This is a genomic window from Microbacterium sp. GW823-FHT02G05 (assembly GCF_058797175.1).
Genome location: NZ_JBXAJK010000002.1, coordinates 665,197 through 680,835 on the forward strand (window position 1 = coordinate 665,197; position 15,639 = coordinate 680,835).

Here is a 15,639-nt window from a genome sequence, read left to right on the forward strand (position 1 = left end):
GACGCGGAGACCGGGAACGTCTACAGCCTGATCGGACTCGCTCAGCTGTTCGAGACCACCGTGCCGTCAGCCAGCTGAATGCCACCGGTGGCGTTGACCGTGTCGGTCAACGCCTTGATCCATTCCGGGTCAAGAACAGGTCCGACCGGCTCGTTGAAGACGAATCGGAGCGGGATGGCGGGACTGAGCAGGATCGTAGAACGACCGGGCGCATCATCCGCCGCGTGCTGCCAGGTGAGCGTGAAGCTCTCGCGCCGCCTCAGCTTGGTGACGATCACGATTTTGAGGTGCGCCAGCACGACATCATCGATCGTGATGGGCGTTCGAGCATCGTCATAGAAGAGCTGTCCCATAGGCCGAGACTAGCCCCCTGGCTCGGCGGACGGGGAGCGATTATCAATACCCTGGACCGGCTTGCAAACGGGGCGAGCTGAGCTCGAGCGGGTCCTGAGCGCAAGCCCCGATCGCCATCTTCGTTGCCATCGAGCTACGCGGGCGTGAAGATCTGACCGACCGGCTCGCGCTTCTCTGCCTGGAAACGGTCCTCGGTGCGGCCGCGGGCCCAGTACCCTGAGATCGACACCTGCGCGCGTTCGAGTCCGCGCTCATCGAACAGCACACGACGAAGGGCCTTCATCGACTCGCGCTCACCATGGACGAACACATCGACGGGCCCGTCCCTCCATGGCGCACTTCGCACAGCGTCGGCGAGCTGGTCGACGCTGTGCTCGGGGTCGATGATCCAGTGCACCTCAACTCCGGTCGGCGCGTTGACGGGAAGGATCGCTTCCTCCCCGCTGACCTCGACGTAGGCGATTCCCTGTGCGTCGGCCGGCAGAGCGTCCAACGCCGCGGCGATCGCAGGGAGTGCTGCCAGATCGCCGGCGAAGAGATACCATGCGGCATCCGGGTTCGGCGCGTAGCCACCACCGGGGCCGAGCAGACTCAACGTCGTGCCAGGGCCAGCGTTCGCAGCCCACGGCCCCGCCAAGCCCTCATCGCCGTGAACGACAAAATCAATGTCAAGGGTGTGCGCGACGTGATCGACGCTTCTGATCGTGTAAGTGCGCGTCACAGGGTGCGATTCCGGTGGCGGCGTCGTGAACATCAACTTCACATACTTGTCCGTCTCGGCGCGATCCTCGAAATCGGCGAAACCTGCGCCGCCGAGCGTCACGCGCACAAGATGCGGGCTCAGCATCTTCGTGGCGACGACCTCAAGATCGATGCTGGGGCGAGGCGTGCGGGGCGAGGTGCGTGATGAGATGGCCACCCTCCCTACGCTACCCGCCACCCTTAGGTAAACCTAACTAGCTCCGCCGAGTGTGAGCAAGATCGGGGCGCAGCCGCAGTGGCCACCTACGCAGCAACAGAAAACCCCCGCGATCCTTACTCTCGTAAGGGATCGCGGGGGTTTTCCACAGTGACAACGGTTAGTGGAGCTGGGGGGAATCGAACCCCCGTCCAACGCTGAGTCTCCGCGTCTTCTCCGGGCGCAGTCTGTGAAAGCGTTCTGCTCGGCTCCGACCTTTGTCACAGACACCTAAGTCGACAAGCCCAGCCTGGGAAAAGTCCCACGTGACGTCCAGACGCCATCACGCAGCAAGATTCCTAGATGACGCCAGGATCCGTATCGGAATCACATACGGCCTGACGGACTATCGGGCTCGCTTATGCAGCGAGGGCGAAGTCAGTGCGCTTGGAGTTGGCACTTATTGTTTTTGCAGAGATCGTTTACGAGATAACCCTGCATCCTCGGCCCGCTTCTCGTGGATTCACAGGCGCTGTCGAAACCGATCAGCCCCGCGGTCTTCTCTCGAAGGAACCGTTGTCACTCTGTGGATTTATCAGCTCGGATGCCACGTGGCTTCCGAGCATCTCAGACTACAACGTTCCCGTCGCCAAAGCCATTCCCGCGCTTTCACCGTGCTGGCGTAGAGTCGCGGCATGAGCGATGTCACCATCACCGTCCGAGGCGAGAACGAGGTGCGCGTGGCACCCGAACGCGCCACCATCCAGGCCGTGGTTCGCACGGAAGGGCCCGACCGTGCAGCCGTGGTCGAGACAGCTCTGCGACTGGCGGAGCCGCTGCGTTCCAGCATCGCCGAGCGAGTCGAAGCCGAAACGATCGCGGAGTGGTCGAGCAAGCGACTGTCCGTGCGCGCTGAGCGCCCCTGGAACAACGAGGGCAAGCGCCTCGCGCCGGTGTACTACGCCAGCGTGGACTTCACCGCGACGTTCGTCGACTCCTCCGAGCTCTCCGTCTGGGTCTCCGACGTCTCCCCCTGGGAGGGCGTCGAGATCGGCTGGGTGAACTGGCATCTGACACCGGAGACCCGCGCACGCGTGGAACGAGAAGTCGCAGCCTCAGCGGTCGGCGTCGCGGTCGCGCGAGCGACAGCCTATGCCGAAGCTCTCGGGCTGGCGAGCATCACGCCGTCGGAGATCGCGGATGTCGGTCTCATCTCGAGCGGGCAGCCCTCCCCCACGGCTCCGATGATGGTGAAGGCACGCGGCGCAGCGTTCGCCTCGGCCGACTCCGCGCCCGCGATGCAGTACGAGCCCGAGGACATCACGATCAGCGCGACCGTCGAAGCGCGATTCTCGGCGCACTGACGTCGAAGAAGCCCGCCCGGTGCGAACACCGGGCGGGCTTCTTCGCGCGCTCAGGAAGCGCAGCAGGAGGAGTCGGAGGTGGCTTCAGCGCTCGTTGTGGGAGCGGTGGTGCTGCAACAGCTGGCTTCAGCCGCGACAATCGGAAGCTCGGTGACGGGTGTGTTGCTCATAGTGTTTCCTTTCGGTGGAGGGGGGGATGCTCAGGCGGACGTTTTCGCAACGCTGCGGAAGCCCCGCAGACGAAGGCTGTTGCCGACGACGAACACACTGGACAGCGCCATAGCTGCGCCGGCGAGCATCGGGTTGAGAAGCCCCAGTGCCGCAATCGGAATAGCCGCCACGTTGTAGGCGAAGGCCCAGAAGAGGTTCGACTTGATCGTGCCGAGAGTTCTGCGCGAGAGACGGATCGCATCGACCGCGCTGCGCAGGTCGCCGCGCACGAGCGTGATGTCGGATGCTTCGATCGCGACGTCCGTCCCCGTGCCCATGGCCAACCCGAGGTCCGCCTGCGCGAGAGCAGGGGCGTCATTGACGCCGTCGCCGACCATTGCGACGACCTTCCCTTCGCTCTGGAGGCGTGTGACGACCGCGACCTTTTCCTGTGGCAGGACCTCGGCGATCACCTCATCGATTCCCACCTCGGCGGCGATCCGCTGAGCGACCGCCTTGTTGTCTCCGGTGAGCAGCACAGGTGTGAGCCCCAGCGCCTTCATCTGCGCGATCGCCTCGGCGCTCGTGGGTTTCACGGTGTCGGCGACGACCAGGATCCCGCGAGCGGCGCCGTCCCAGCCGACGGCCACGACTGTCTTACCGTCCGCTTCCGCCGCGGCCTTGGCTCGTCCGACCTCGACACTCAGGTGCTGTGACCAATCGGAGAGCAGACTCTCCCGACCGACGAGCGCGGCACGGCCTTCGATGTTGCCCTGAACGCCCTTGCCCTCGATGTTCGCGAAGCCCTCGACCTCGGGGAGCCCGCCCAGTTCCTGCGTCCCAGCTTTCGCGATCGCCTGTGCGATCGGGTGCTCAGAGGCGTCCTCCAGCGCTCCGGCAACGCGGAGGAGCTCTTCGCGCGCCGTGCCTTCCTCGACGATCACGTCGACGAGCGTCATCTTGCCGCTCGTCACGGTCCCCGTCTTGTCGAGAACGATCGTGTCGACCTTCCGCGTGGATTCGAGGATCTCCGGGCCCTTGATCAGGATGCCCAGTTGCGCTCCACGACCGGTGCCGACGAGGAGCGCCGTCGGCGTCGCCAGGCCCAGAGCGCAGGGGCAGGCGATCACGAGCACGGCGACGGCGGCGGTGAATGCGGCGGCAACGGGGAAGCCGGCGCCCAGCCATCCGCCGAGAGTGATCGCCGCGATCACGATCACGATGGGCACGAAGATTCCGGAGATGCGGTCTGCAAGGCGCTGCACCTCGGCTTTGCCCGTCTGCGCATCCTCGACCATCCGCGCCATCTGCGCGAGCTGCGTGTCCGAGCCGACGCGTGTGGCCCGCACGACCAGACGCCCGCCCGCGTTGACGGTTGCTCCCGCGACGGCATCGCCCGGGCTCACCTCGACCGGCACGGACTCTCCGGTCAACATGGACGCATCGACGGCGGACGTGCCGGACACCACGACACCGTCCGTGGCGATCTTCTCGCCAGGCCGCACGATGAACTCATCCCCGACTGTCAGATCCTCGACGGGGATCTTCGTCTCGACACCGTCCCGCAGGACGGCGACCTCTTTCGCGCCGAGTTCGAGCAGCGCACGCAGCGCGGCGCCGGCCTGACGCTTGGAGCGCTTCTCGAAGTAGCGTCCGGCCAGGATGAACATCGTCACCCCTGCCCCGACCTCAAGGTAGATGTTCGCGGCACCATCGGAAGGCGCGAGCGCGAACTCGAAGCCGTGGGTCATCCCTGGCGTTCCCGCGGTGCCCAGGAACAGCGCGTACAACGACCACAGGAATGCAGCCGACGTACCCATCGAGATGAGCGTGTCCATCGTTGCAGCGCCGTGGCGCAGGTTGATCCAGGCAGCCTTATGGAACGGCCACGCGCCCCAGACGATCACCGGAGCGGCCAGTACGAGCGAGGCCCACTGCCAGTAGGTGAACTGGAGCGCCGGGATCATCGCCATCGCGATCACCGGCACGGTGAGAACGATCGACCCGATGAGGCGATGGCGGAGCGTGTCCAGCTCAGGGTCCACATCGTCCTTGCCGTCGTCGCGCCGGGTGTCCTGTCGCGCCGGTGCCGGCAGGGCCGCGGAGTATCCCGTCTTCTCGACTTCGGCGATCAGAAGCGCCGGGTCGTAGCCCTCAGGAACCGAGACCTTCGCCTTCTCGGTCGCGTAGTTGACCGTCGCGGCGACGCCATCGAGCTTGTTCAGCTTTTTCTCGATGCGCATTGCACAGGATGCACAGGTCATCCCCCCGATCTCCAGCTCGACGCTCGAGACGGGAATCGGCGTTGCTGCCGTCGTGCTCATGATCTTCCTTCTTCTGAACGGATCAGGGACTGCTCCCTGCTCGCGGATTGTCTCAGTGTGCGTGCGACTCTTCGTCGGCTTCGTCTGCTGAATCGACGTCCGTGCTGTCGACCACGAAAGCCGCGGTGCGCACGTCGCCGTCCACCTGGAAGTCCAGGTACAGCAGGTACCGACCTGCCGTCGGCGCCTCCGCCATGAATGTGATCTCCGGCCCGGAGCTTTCCCCGGCCTTCGCCGCATCGCCGTCGGCGTGCACGTGCAGATAGGCGAGATCGCCCTCACGCAGTGCGACCAGGTGGCCGAAAGCGCCCAGGTACGGCTCCAGCGTGGTGACGGGCTCACCCGCACGGGTGACGGAGAGGGTCAGCTCGGACGCACGCCCCGGGACGAGCTCCCCGTCAAGCGCGACCTCGAAGTCGTCCACGGCAGCGTGAGAAGAGGGCGCGGATGCCACCGGGCGGAACTCTCCGGCAACGTGGACCGTCGTCGTGAGGGTGATCCCCTGCGACTCGAGACCCTTCGGCGTGAAGTCTGCGTAGACACGATATGTACCCGCCTGCGCCCAGTTCCAGGGTGCAGACCAGACGCCTGACTGCATGTCGAGAACGGGATGCACGTGACGGAACTCCTGCCCGTCGCTGCGCACCACGATGAGGTGCAGCTGCTTCTCGTGCGCCGTCGCGTAATCCGTCAGGGGAACCCCCTGCTGGTCGCGGACCTCGAAGCGGATCTCCCCGTCGACGGCCGGTACCTCCGGCGCCTGCACTGCCGTCAGCACGTATCCGTTTGACGAGGGTGCAAGACCCGAGAGCGCCTCATCCGGGACCTCCGGCGCTGTGTCCATACTTGCGTGTTCGTTCATGTCTCTCTCCTGCCAGGATTCTGCCGCCGTGGCGGGGACGACGGCGGCCGCGATGCCGAAGGCACCCGCGAAGGCGACCGCCACCCCTGCGGCATACGCGACCAGCCGTCCCCCGGCGTTCATCAGGCTCGCACCGCCGAGTAGCCGGCCTCTGCGACCGCGGCCAGAACGTCGCTGTCATCGAGCGCCTTCTCAGCGGTCACCACAAGTCGCCCCGTCTTGGCGGAGACATCCACGCCCTCGACACCGGCGATCTGCTCGACCTCTTCGCGGACCGACATCTCACAGTGCCCGCACGTCATCCCGGTGACCTGGTACTCCGTCGTCGACATCGCGATTCTCCTTCATCCTGGATACCCCCAGTGGGTATGCATTCAGTGTAACCCATACCCACCGGGGGTATTCCAGATTTGATGAAAGAGAAGAGTCTCGCACGGAAGCGCGAGATGAAAGACCCAGATCAGGCGGAGATTATGAAGGGGGCAAGTTCCGCGGCGAGGCGCTCGGAGACGTGCGCGTGGATCGCCGTCCCTTCAGCGAGATGCTCAGAAGACAGCAGCATCCCGGTCTCATGCACTGCCGCAACCAGGTCACCGCGGTCGTAGGGAACCACCACGCGCACCTCCACGGCCGGCTTCGGCAGCGTCTCGGTGATCGCGACGCGCAGCTCCTCGATGCCCTCCCCCGAGCGCGACGACACGAAGTGCGCCTTCGGCACCAGACCGCGCAGCACGAGGCGCTCGTCTTCGCTGAGCAGGTCAGCCTTGTTGAAGACGACGATCTCAGGGATGTCGCGTGCCCCGACATCGCCGATCACATCACGTACTGTCTGCAACTGACGCGCAGGATCGGGATGGGCGCCGTCGACGACGTGCACGATGACATCCGCATCGGCAACCTCCTCCAGCGTCGAGCGGAAGGCTTCAACCAGCTGGTGCGGAAGGTTGCGCACGAAGCCGACGGTGTCGGTCAGCGTGTAGACGCGACTGTCGGCTGTCTCGGTGCGACGCACCGTGGCATCCAACGTCGCGAACAGGGCGTTCTCGACCAGCACACCCGCGCTCGTGAGCGCATTCAGCAGACTCGACTTACCGGCGTTCGTGTACCCCGCGATCGCCACCGAGGGAATCGTGTTGCGCTTGCGTTCCGCGCGCTTCGCCTCACGGGCGGGTGCGAAATCGCGCAGCTGACGACGCAGCTGCGCCATGCGGGTGCGGATGCGGCGGCGGTCGAGTTCGATCTTCGTCTCACCGGGACCGCGGGAGCCCATGCCCGCGCCGCCTGCGCCGACCTGGCCACCCGCCTGACGGCTCATCGAGTCACCCCATCCGCGCAGACGCGGCAGCAGGTACTCAAGCTGCGCGAGCTCCACTTGCGCCTTGCCCTCGCGGCTCTTGGCGTGCTGGCTGAAGATATCCAGGATCACGGTCGTGCGGTCGATGACCTTGACCTTCACGACGTCCTCCAGTGCACGACGCTGGCTGGGTGCAAGCTCGGTGTCGGCGATGACGGTGTCCGCGCCGACAGCGGCGACGAGATCCTTCAACTCCGCGGCCTTGCCACGGCCCAGATACGTTGCGGGGTCCGGGTGGGGACGTCGCTGAAGCACACCATCGAGAACCACGGCTCCGGCCGTCTCTGCGAGCGCCGCGAGTTCGCGGAGGGAGTTCTCGGCATCTTCCTGTGCGCCCTGCGGATAGACCCCGACCAGGACGACGTTCTCCAGGCGCAGCTGGCGGTACTCGACCTCGGTGACATCCTCGAGTTCGGTCGACAGCCCGGCGACACGACGGAGGGCATGCCGATCGGCCAGATCCCACTGCTCACCGTCGGATGAGCCGTGACCGGCCGTCTCCCCCTCCTGCAGGGCCTGTGCGGCACCGAAGATATGCGACCCCGCACGGCGCTCGCCTGCGGCGAGGATGCGATCGATCGAGGAGTTGTCGTGCTCGCCATCGATGAGAGTGTCGTCGTGCACGTCGTCATTCTCATCGTGTGTTGTGGACTGCGTCATCCGCACCTTTCCCTCTGCCCCAGAAACCGGGGCTCTGCTCACTGAATTCTGGAGCGCCTTAACCATAGCCCCGGCTCTCCGCTACGCTCGCTCTATGGGTTCCGACCACTACTTCACTGCGGCCCCCGCAAGCCCTGAGAACCTTCGTCGAATCCGGGTCACACTTGCGGGCCGCGAGCTCGAACTGACGACCGCCGGAGGCGTCTTCAGCCCCGAGCATCTCGACACCGGCACCGCCGTGCTGCTGTCGAACACTCCGCCTGTTCCGCCCGGCGGTCATCTGCTCGACCTCGGCAGCGGATGGGGTCCGATCTCTCTGTCAATGGCGCTCATGTCTCCGCATGCGACCGTGTGGGCCGTCGACGTGAACGAGCGCGCGCTCGACCTCGTGCGACGGAACGCCGATCATCTGGGTCTCACCAACATCAACGCGGTTCTGCCCGACGATGTTCCCGACGACATCGCGTTCCGCACCATCCGATCGAACCCGCCGATCCGCGTTGGCAAGAACGTACTGCACGGTCTTCTTGAGCGCTGGATTCCCCGCCTCGATGAGCGCAGCGATGCCTGGCTCGTCGTGCAGCGCAACCTCGGCTCCGATTCGCTGCAGCGCTGGCTCGCCGCCAACTTCGACGAGGGATACAGCGTCTATCGTGCCGCGACCGCGCGAGGATTCCGGGTCATCAAGGTGCGCAGGCACGGGACTCCGCCGACGGAACCCATCGACGTCGTGCCGGACGACCTCTGACTCGGACGTCAGGCCAGTTCGACCTCACCGTGGAAGACCAGCTGCGCTGACCCTGAGAGGGCGACGTGCTCGCCATCCTCTGCCGGGAACATTCGTACACCGAGTGTGCCGCCGGGGACTTCGACTCGCCAGTGGTTCGGCGCCGCAGGCCCCGCCCAATGCCGGACGGCCAGCGCCGCCGCTGCGACTCCCGTGCCACAGCTGAGGGTCTCGCCGACACCGCGCTCGAACACGCGCATGCGCACGCGACCGATCCCGTCGCGAACGAGCGGTTCTTCAGGCACGACGAACTCCACGTTCGCTCCGCTCGCGGGCGCAGGCGCCAATTCTGGGGAGCGAGCCAGATCGAGATCGGCGAGTTCGCTCTCGGATGCCAGCGCGACGACGACATGCGGATTTCCGACGTCGATTCCGAGCCCGGGACGCGGAACATCCAGTCCCGTCGCGCGGGCAAGGGGTTCCGTGCCATCCAGACGCCAGCGGCCCAGATCGACCTGGTACTCGCCGTCGCGCCCGGTGACGTCCCGGACGCCTGCTCTCGTGCCGATCGGCAGTGTCGCGCCAGCCTCGATCGTCGCCAGCCCGCTGCGTACGAGGTAGTGCACGAAGACGCGCACGCCGTTACCGCACATCTCGGCGATCGACCCGTCTGCGTTCCGGTAGTCCATGAACCACTCGGCTGCCGGCTCTTCGGCCAGGGCGGCCACGCCCTCGGGAATCGCTGCGGATCGCACCACCCGCAGCAGACCGTCTGCGCCGATCCCGAAGTGGCGATCGCACAGCGCTGCCACCTGGTCAGGCGTGATGTCGAGCGCCCCCTCAGGGTCTGCGATGATGACGAAATCGTTTCCGGTGCCGTGACCCTTGGCAAATGCGACCATTTGCCCAGTCTATTCAGGCCGGAGGACGCGGTAGCGCCCGCAGAGGAAGCTCTGATTGCGCGCGAAGTCGATCAGTTCGAGATCGAGCTCGCGTGGGAGAAGCGGAGCGCCGGCTCCCAGGGTGACCGGGGCGTACTGCACCCAGACCTCGTCGAGAAGCCCGGCATCCGCGAACTGGCCGGCGAGATCTCCTCCTCCGACGATCCACAGGTCCTTCTCTCCGGCTGCGCCGAGCATCTCGGCGTGGACAGAGGCGACATCGCCCGAGACGATGCGGACGTCTGCCCCCTGAGGAACCGCACGGGAACCGTGAGTGAACACCCATGTGGGTTGGGTGTAGCCCCAGACTCCGCCCTCATGCCGCATCACCCAGTCGAAGGTCGACGCCCCGAGCGCGAGCGCGCCGATGCGCTTCTCGAACTCCGGGTAGGCCATGGGCCCTTCCATGTCGATCTCTTGCCGCAGAAGCCAGTCAAGCGAGTGTTCGGTCGTCGCGATGAACCCGTCAAGACTCGCCGCAGTGTAGTAGTGGGTCGCCATGGAACGAGCTTCGCACCACCCTCCGACATTCACCGAGGTGCGCGAACTCGTCAATCTACGATGAGTCGCTTTCCGGTCGTCCAGATGTCAAAGGGTTCATAGCCGATGCTGTCGTAGAAGCCACGCACGCTCTCGTTCTCGGTGCGCACCATGAGCTGCACCTTCGGGCATCCCATCGCGATCAGCCGTGTCTCCGCAGCCTCCACGAGCATCCGCCCGATTCCTGCGCCGCGCCGATCGGAAGCCGTCGCAAGATAGTAGAGCCACCCGCGATGGCCGTCGTAGCCGGCCATGACCGATCCCACGATGCGCCCTGACTCCGCCGCGACGAGGAAGAGCTCGGGCTGCACCGCGAGTTTTCGTCGGATGTCTTCACGCGGGTCGTTCCATGGACGTGTGAGTCCTGCCGACTCCCAGAGCGCTACAACCTCGTCAGTGTCTCCGGTCTCGAACACCCGGATCTCCGTGTGCGCCGTCATTTCGCTGCACCCTCTGTCGAATCCAGCGAATCAAGGAAGGCAGCAGGTGCGCCGTTGAGCGCATCGAGCCATTCGATCTCGGCATAGCGCTTGAACCAGGACACCTGGCGGCGCGCATATCGGCGAGTGAGCGCCTGTGTCTGGGCGATCGCCTCCGACTCACTGATCTCGCCGAGAATCTGTGCCAGTGCCTGCGCGTATCCGATCGCGCGCCGTGCGGTCACGCCCTGCTCCAGCCCATGCTCCCTCAGCTGCTGCACCTCGGCGATGAGCCCGTCGCGCCACATCCACTCGACACGACGATCGAGCCGCTCGACCAGTGCCTGACGCTCCACTGCCACGCCGAGCACGCGCGTGTGCGCGTGCCAGAGCTCGGGCCGCACCGGAAGCGTCGCCCCGTGGTTGTTCTCTCCCTGCTCCGCGACCTCGAGCGCGCGGATGACCCGACGTTCGTTGCGCGCATCGATGCGCGCGGCCGTCGCGGGGTCGATCTCGCGCAGACGTGTCAGCAGCGGTCCGACTCCTCGTTCGGCGAGCTCGGCCTCCAGCCGTGCACGCCGGTCCTGGTCTCGCGGCGGAAAACGAAAGTCGTAGATGACGCTCGATACATACAGGCCGGAGCCACCGACGAGGATCGCATCATTGCCGCGCGCGTGAATATCGGTGATGACGTCTCGTGCGAGTGGCTGATACCACGCGACAGCAGCTTCCTCCGTGACCTCACGCACGTCGAAGAGATGATGCGGTATGCCGCGGCGATCCGCGAGTGGAAGCTTGGCCGTGCCGATGTCCATTCCGCGGTAGAACTGCATCGCATCGACGTTGACGATCTCGGCGCCGATTCCCTGCTGCGAGAGTCGTTCGACGAGATCGAGAGAGAGGTCGCTCTTGCCTGTTCCGGTCGCGCCGACGATGGCCCACAGGCGCGGCGCGCGGACGGCAGCGACCGGTGGGATCGGTGCGGTCACGCCGTCAGACTCCGATGCGGAGTGTGGGAAGGCCGAGCGAGACCGCGCGCGGCGCACCGTCCTCAGCTGCAGGAGCCGGCACGGCGCACGACTCGGACTGCGAACGGTCCCAGGCGTCTCCTGCGCGCGTGCGACGGATCTTCAGCGGGGCGCTCGTCGGGTCGTCCGCGAGCAGATGGAAGGGCGCACCGTGCGTGATCGTGACCGAGACGACGTCGCCCGGACGCGGAAGGTCAGACCCCTCAGGAACCTGGAAGTGCACGAGTCGATTGTCTTCGGCGCGGCCAGTCAGGCGATGCGTTTCCGCGTCCTTCTTGCCCTCACCAGTCGAGACGAGCACCTCGACCTCGCGTCCGACCTGCTTCTGGTTCTCTTCCAGCGAGATGCGCTCTTGCAGGGCGATCAGGCGGTTGTAACGCTCCTGCACGACCTCCTTGGGAACCTGGTCCTCCATGGTCGCGGCGGGCGTGCCCTCGCGAATCGAGTACTGGAACGTGAAGGCGCTGCCGAAGCGTGCAGCTTCGACGACCCGCATGGTGTCTTCGAAGTCCTCATCCGTCTCGCCGGGGAAACCGACGATGATGTCGGTGGAGATCGCCGCATGGGGCATCCGCTCGCGAACCCGGTCCAGGATGCCCAGGAACTTCTCGCTGCGGTAGGAGCGGCGCATCGCTTTGAGGATGCGATCGCTTCCGGACTGCAGCGGCATGTGCAGCTGGGGCATGACCGCGGGAGTCTCGGCCATGGCGTCGATCACGTCGTCGGTGAAAGCCGCCGGGTGCGGGCTTGTGAAGCGAATTCGCTCCAGGCCCTCGATCTCACCGGCTGCACGGAGCAGCTTGCTGAACGCCTGCCGGTCGCCGAACTCCACGCCGTACGAGTTGACGTTCTGTCCGAGGAGAGTGACCTCGATCGCGCCGTCTTCGACGAGAAGGCGGATCTCATTGAGGATGTCACCCGGGCGGCGGTCTTTCTCCTTCCCGCGCAGGCTCGGCACGATGCAGAAGGTGCACGTGTTGTTGCAGCCGACGGAGATCGACACCCAGCCGCTGTGCGCGGAATCCCGTCGAGTGGGAAGCGTCGAGGGGAAGACTTCGAGCGACTCGAGGATTTCCAGCTCTGCCTCGCCGTTGTGGCGTGCACGCTCGAGGAGCGTGGGAAGCGACCCCATGTTGTGCGTGCCGAACACGACGTCAACCCAAGGCGCCTTGTCGAGGACGGCCTGCTTGTCCATCTGAGCAAGGCAGCCGCCGACGGCGATCTGCATGCCTTCCTTGCGGCGCTTCACTGCCGCCAGGTGTCCCAGGGTGCCGTAGAGCTTGCCAGCCGCGTTGTCACGCACGGCGCAGGTGTTGATGATGACGATGTCGGCCTCAGCACCGCTCTCGGCGCGCACGTAGCCAGCACTCTCCAGCGACCCCGAGAGGCGTTCGGAGTCGTGCACGTTCATCTGGCAGCCGAATGTGCGCACCTCGTAGGAACGCGCACGCCCCGACGCGTCGACCGCCGCCGCAGACGGCGCGATGATCGTCGGTTCACTCACTGGTGTAGTCATGATCTAGCCATTCTACGAGCGGTCTCACGGTACCCACACATCGAGGGGTTCAGGCGAGATCGTCGTCATCCGACGGCGTGAAGCGCACGCTCGTGGGGCGTGATGCGAAGCCACGTTTGTTCTCACGCAATGCGTTCCGCGCCGCGGTCATCGCAACACTTCCGCCGTACCCTCGCCGGGAGAGCTGCCCGACGAGACGCCGGAGTGCGGCATCGTCGTCGAGTCGCGCCATGGACGGGGCCTTGCTGCGTGCGAACTCCAGCGCGCGCTCGGCATCGTCGTCTTCAAGGACGCCCAATGCCTCGTCGGCGATGTGTCGCGGAATCCCCCGCTGCGCGAGAGTGCGGCCGATAGCGACGCGCCCCTGGCCGCGGCGCTCTGCTCCCGAGGTCACCAGCATCTCCGCAAGGGCCAGGTCATTGAGGTAGCCGCGCTCTTCGAAGTCATCAAGGACGTCACCGGCGTCGCTACCGGTGACCCCTTGCGTCCGCAGAACATCCCGTGCCTCGCTGACGGAGAGTTGTTTGGCGCTGAGTTTGCGCACGAGGACAGCGACGGCCGCGGCGCGCACCTCTTCGCCGTCGTTGCCGCTTTCGGCATCACCGCGGCTCTCGTCCTCCCTCGGGTCGGCCGAGGCGCCGTCAGAACTGTGATCCGGTTCTGTAAAAGATGACAATGCTCTCAGCGGTGCCACGCCTGCGGGGAACGAGGAACGCAAGACGTCGGAGGCTTCTGCGGCACGCGATGATCCCGCCGGGTGTTTTGAGTTCGTGAAGTCGTCGACATCGGCTTCGTGTGCCGTCTCCGCGACGTCATCGTCAACCTGTCTCCCGCCCTTGCGTCCGAAGAGAGGGATGACGGGGGCGAGCGCATCATCCGATGCGCCGCCCCCGAAATCACGAGCCATGCTCAGGCCGAGCGACGCTGTGCGGACGGATCGGCCGGAGCTTCAACTGCCACAGGTGCCGCACCGCCGATGCCGAGCTTCTGCTTGATCTGCGTCTCGATCGCATTGGCGATGTCGGGGTTCTTGAGAAGGAAGTTGCGCGCGTTCTCTTTCCCCTGTCCGAGCTGATCACCGTCATAGGTGTACCAGGCACCGGACTTCTTGACGATCGCGTGCTCGACACCGAAGTCGATCAGGCTGCCCTCGCGCGAGATACCCACGCCGTAGATGATGTCGAACTCGGCCTGCTTGAACGGCGGTGCCATCTTGTTCTTGACGACCTTCACACGGGTGCGGTTACCCACTGCCTCCGTGCCGTCCTTGAGCGTCTCGATTCGACGAATGTCCATACGCACAGATGCGTAGAACTTCAGCGCCTTACCGCCGGCGGTGGTCTCGGGCGAACCGAAGAAGACGCCGATCTTCTCTCGCAGCTGGTTGATGAAGATCATCGTGGTGTTGGTCTGGTTGAGTCCACCGGTGAGCTTTCGCAGCGCTTGCGACATGAGTCGCGCCTGCAGACCCACATGCGAATCACCCATCTCACCCTCGATCTCGGCGCGCGGCACGAGTGCGGCGACAGAGTCGATGACGATCAGATCGATGGAGCCCGACCGTACGAGCATGTCGGCAATTTCAAGCGCCTGCTCACCGGTGTCGGGCTGCGCGACCAGAAGAGCGTCGATGTCGACGCCGAGCTTCTTCGCATACTCGGGGTCGAGCGCGTGCTCAGCGTCGATGAATGCGGCGATGCCGCCGTTGCGCTGCGCATTGGCGATCGCGTGCAGCGTGAGCGTGGTCTTACCGGACGATTCCGGACCGTAGATCTCGATGATGCGTCCACGCGGGAGTCCGCCGACCCCCAGTGCCACGTCCAGCGCGATGGAACCGGTCGGAATGACCTCGACGGGAGCGCGCTCGTCGCTGCCCAGTCGCATCACCGATCCCTTACCGAACTGCTTGTCGATCTGGGCGAGGGCCGATTCGAGAGCCTTCTCGCGGTCTGCGGGTGATGGCATGGTTGCTCCTTCGTGCTGACGTGATGCCGCCTATAGGCTGTCGCGGCGAGCCCCGGCTGGGGCCTGCTCTCCGACAAGGCGTATGGCTCGGTGCCACATCAATCACCGTAGAAGGGGGCTCAGACATTCTGAGGTCCACTCACACGATCGGTGGATGACGAGGATTCGAAACCATCTGTGCAGAAGACTACGCCGAGTTCGAACAGATATTCGAGGACACGCCGAGAAGCAGCATCCGCAACGGGAACGAATCTCGCAGGGTCGCCCTGGTCCCGCCTATCAGGAGCGGCGCGGCTCCATGCGTCCCGCACCGTAGCGCCGCTCGGCGGGCACCTCCGCCTCGTCGCACAGAGCCAGCCAGATCTCACGGGGCGGCACGCCTGCATCCAGAGCGTCGACGGCGGTCCGGCTTCCGACCGCACCGAGCACGAGATCGTTCAGCAACGATGTCGATCGGGCACCGAACTCGACATCGACGGCACGGAGGAACTCACTCCTGCGCATGGGATCCTTCCACCACGACCTGCCGCGACTGCT

Annotated in this window: 16 protein-coding genes and 1 other RNA gene; 2 read left to right on the plus strand and 15 right to left on the minus strand. The window is 65.4% G+C overall.

Annotation, left to right across the window (positions count from 1 at the left end; translation table 11 throughout):
- Positions 1 to 41: 41 nt before the first annotated feature.
- The 3 genes from AC1REM_RS13215 to ssrA all read right to left on the minus strand — a co-directional run bounded on the left by AC1REM_RS13215 (position 42) and on the right by ssrA (position 1,805).
- Positions 42 to 353: a DUF7882 family protein gene (locus AC1REM_RS13215; RefSeq protein WP_492515029.1), complete on the minus strand. Its 312-nt coding sequence runs from the start codon at positions 351 to 353 to the stop codon at positions 42 to 44.
- Between the two features lie 134 nt (positions 354 to 487).
- The gene (locus AC1REM_RS13220; RefSeq protein WP_492515491.1) at positions 488 to 1,267 is read right to left on the minus strand and encodes a siderophore-interacting protein; all 780 of its coding nucleotides are present in this window, start codon (positions 1,265 to 1,267) and stop codon (positions 488 to 490) included.
- A gap of 167 nt (positions 1,268 to 1,434) precedes the next feature.
- Positions 1,435 to 1,805, minus strand: a transfer-messenger RNA (tmRNA) gene (gene ssrA, locus AC1REM_RS13225).
- A 142-nt stretch (positions 1,806 to 1,947) separates the two neighbouring features.
- Between ssrA and AC1REM_RS13230 the strand changes: the two genes are divergently transcribed.
- Positions 1,948 to 2,616: an SIMPL domain-containing protein gene (locus AC1REM_RS13230; RefSeq protein WP_492515030.1), complete on the plus strand. Its 669-nt coding sequence runs from the start codon at positions 1,948 to 1,950 to the stop codon at positions 2,614 to 2,616.
- Positions 2,617 to 2,816: 200 nt separating this feature from the next.
- Here the strand turns inward: AC1REM_RS13230 and AC1REM_RS13235 are convergent, their stop codons facing one another.
- The 4 genes from AC1REM_RS13235 to hflX all read right to left on the minus strand — a co-directional run bounded on the left by AC1REM_RS13235 (position 2,817) and on the right by hflX (position 7,729).
- Positions 2,817 to 5,090: a heavy metal translocating P-type ATPase gene (locus tag AC1REM_RS13235; RefSeq protein WP_492515031.1), complete on the minus strand. Its 2,274-nt coding sequence runs from the start codon at positions 5,088 to 5,090 to the stop codon at positions 2,817 to 2,819.
- 52 nt (positions 5,091 to 5,142) lie between these two features.
- Positions 5,143 to 6,075: a DUF8832 domain-containing protein gene (locus AC1REM_RS13240; RefSeq protein WP_492515032.1), complete on the minus strand. Its 933-nt coding sequence runs from the start codon at positions 6,073 to 6,075 to the stop codon at positions 5,143 to 5,145.
- A complete protein-coding gene (locus AC1REM_RS13245; RefSeq protein WP_378789218.1) occupies positions 6,075 to 6,284 on the minus strand; it encodes a heavy-metal-associated domain-containing protein in 210 nt (69 codons plus the stop codon). The genes AC1REM_RS13240 and AC1REM_RS13245 overlap by 1 nt, the downstream gene beginning before the upstream one ends.
- Before the next feature lie 128 nt (positions 6,285 to 6,412).
- Positions 6,413 to 7,729: a GTPase HflX gene (gene hflX, locus AC1REM_RS13250; RefSeq protein ID WP_492515492.1), complete on the minus strand. Its 1,317-nt coding sequence runs from the start codon at positions 7,727 to 7,729 to the stop codon at positions 6,413 to 6,415.
- A gap of 331 nt (positions 7,730 to 8,060) precedes the next feature.
- Here hflX and AC1REM_RS13255 point away from each other — a divergent pair, with 331 nt between their 5' ends.
- Positions 8,061 to 8,714: a class I SAM-dependent methyltransferase gene (locus AC1REM_RS13255; RefSeq protein WP_492515033.1), complete on the plus strand. Its 654-nt coding sequence runs from the start codon at positions 8,061 to 8,063 to the stop codon at positions 8,712 to 8,714.
- A gap of 8 nt (positions 8,715 to 8,722) precedes the next feature.
- On the opposite strand, the gene dapF is transcribed toward AC1REM_RS13255, so the two are convergent.
- The 8 genes from dapF to AC1REM_RS13295 all read right to left on the minus strand — a co-directional run bounded on the left by dapF (position 8,723) and on the right by AC1REM_RS13295 (position 15,606).
- A complete protein-coding gene (dapF, locus tag AC1REM_RS13260; protein ID WP_492515034.1) occupies positions 8,723 to 9,595 on the minus strand; it encodes a diaminopimelate epimerase in 873 nt (290 codons plus the stop codon).
- A 9-nt stretch (positions 9,596 to 9,604) separates the two neighbouring features.
- Positions 9,605 to 10,135, minus strand: a complete 531-nt coding sequence (locus tag AC1REM_RS13265) for a dihydrofolate reductase family protein (protein ID WP_492515035.1) — start codon at positions 10,133 to 10,135, stop codon at positions 9,605 to 9,607.
- A 50-nt stretch (positions 10,136 to 10,185) separates the two neighbouring features.
- A complete protein-coding gene (locus AC1REM_RS13270; protein WP_492515036.1) occupies positions 10,186 to 10,614 on the minus strand; it encodes a GNAT family acetyltransferase in 429 nt (142 codons plus the stop codon).
- Complete coding sequence (miaA, locus tag AC1REM_RS13275; RefSeq protein ID WP_492515037.1) at positions 10,611 to 11,582, minus strand: tRNA (adenosine(37)-N6)-dimethylallyltransferase MiaA; 972 nt, start codon at positions 11,580 to 11,582, stop codon at positions 10,611 to 10,613. Before miaA ends, AC1REM_RS13270 begins: the two co-directional genes overlap by 4 nt.
- A 4-nt stretch (positions 11,583 to 11,586) precedes the next feature.
- Positions 11,587 to 13,137, minus strand: coding sequence for a tRNA (N6-isopentenyl adenosine(37)-C2)-methylthiotransferase MiaB (miaB, locus tag AC1REM_RS13280; protein ID WP_492515038.1), 1,551 nt, complete (start codon positions 13,135 to 13,137; stop codon positions 11,587 to 11,589).
- Positions 13,138 to 13,186: 49 nt separating this feature from the next.
- The gene (locus tag AC1REM_RS13285; protein ID WP_492515039.1) at positions 13,187 to 14,044 is read right to left on the minus strand and encodes a regulatory protein RecX; all 858 of its coding nucleotides are present in this window, start codon (positions 14,042 to 14,044) and stop codon (positions 13,187 to 13,189) included.
- Between the two features lie 2 nt (positions 14,045 to 14,046).
- Positions 14,047 to 15,102, minus strand: coding sequence for a recombinase RecA (gene recA, locus AC1REM_RS13290; protein ID WP_492515040.1), 1,056 nt, complete (start codon positions 15,100 to 15,102; stop codon positions 14,047 to 14,049).
- 279 nt (positions 15,103 to 15,381) lie between these two features.
- Positions 15,382 to 15,606 (minus strand): DUF3046 domain-containing protein, encoded by a 225-nt coding sequence (locus AC1REM_RS13295; RefSeq protein WP_204937570.1) that lies wholly within the window; start codon positions 15,604 to 15,606, stop codon positions 15,382 to 15,384.
- Between the last annotated feature and the right edge of the window lie 33 nt (positions 15,607 to 15,639).

What these genes read in the sequence shown, in the direction of transcription:
- AC1REM_RS13245 (WP_378789218.1), bottom strand. Translation starts at nt 6,284, where the DNA reads ATGTCGACGACGGAGTACCAGGTCACCGGGATGACGTGCGGGCACTGT.
- AC1REM_RS13240 (WP_492515032.1), bottom strand. Translation starts at nt 6,075, where the DNA reads ATGAACGCCGGGGGACGGCTGGTCGCGTATGCCGCAGGGGTGGCGGTC.
- dapF (WP_492515034.1), bottom strand. Translation starts at nt 9,595, where the DNA reads ATGGTCGCATTTGCCAAGGGTCACGGCACCGGAAACGATTTCGTCATC.
- AC1REM_RS13270 (WP_492515036.1), bottom strand. Translation starts at nt 10,614, where the DNA reads ATGACGGCGCACACGGAGATCCGGGTGTTCGAGACCGGAGACACTGAC.
- AC1REM_RS13295 (WP_204937570.1), bottom strand. Translation starts at nt 15,606, where the DNA reads ATGCGCAGGAGTGAGTTCCTCCGTGCCGTCGATGTCGAGTTCGGTGCC.
- AC1REM_RS13255 (WP_492515033.1), top strand. Translation starts at nt 8,061, where the DNA reads ATGGGTTCCGACCACTACTTCACTGCGGCCCCCGCAAGCCCTGAGAAC.
- AC1REM_RS13285 (WP_492515039.1), bottom strand. Translation starts at nt 14,044, where the DNA reads ATGGCTCGTGATTTCGGGGGCGGCGCATCGGATGATGCGCTCGCCCCC.
- AC1REM_RS13235 (WP_492515031.1), bottom strand. Translation starts at nt 5,090, where the DNA reads ATGAGCACGACGGCAGCAACGCCGATTCCCGTCTCGAGCGTCGAGCTG.
- AC1REM_RS13230 (WP_492515030.1), top strand. Translation starts at nt 1,948, where the DNA reads ATGAGCGATGTCACCATCACCGTCCGAGGCGAGAACGAGGTGCGCGTG.
- recA (WP_492515040.1), bottom strand. Translation starts at nt 15,102, where the DNA reads ATGCCATCACCCGCAGACCGCGAGAAGGCTCTCGAATCGGCCCTCGCC.
- miaB (WP_492515038.1), bottom strand. Translation starts at nt 13,137, where the DNA reads ATGACTACACCAGTGAGTGAACCGACGATCATCGCGCCGTCTGCGGCG.
- AC1REM_RS13215 (WP_492515029.1), bottom strand. Translation starts at nt 353, where the DNA reads ATGGGACAGCTCTTCTATGACGATGCTCGAACGCCCATCACGATCGAT.
- AC1REM_RS13265 (WP_492515035.1), bottom strand. Translation starts at nt 10,135, where the DNA reads ATGGCGACCCACTACTACACTGCGGCGAGTCTTGACGGGTTCATCGCG.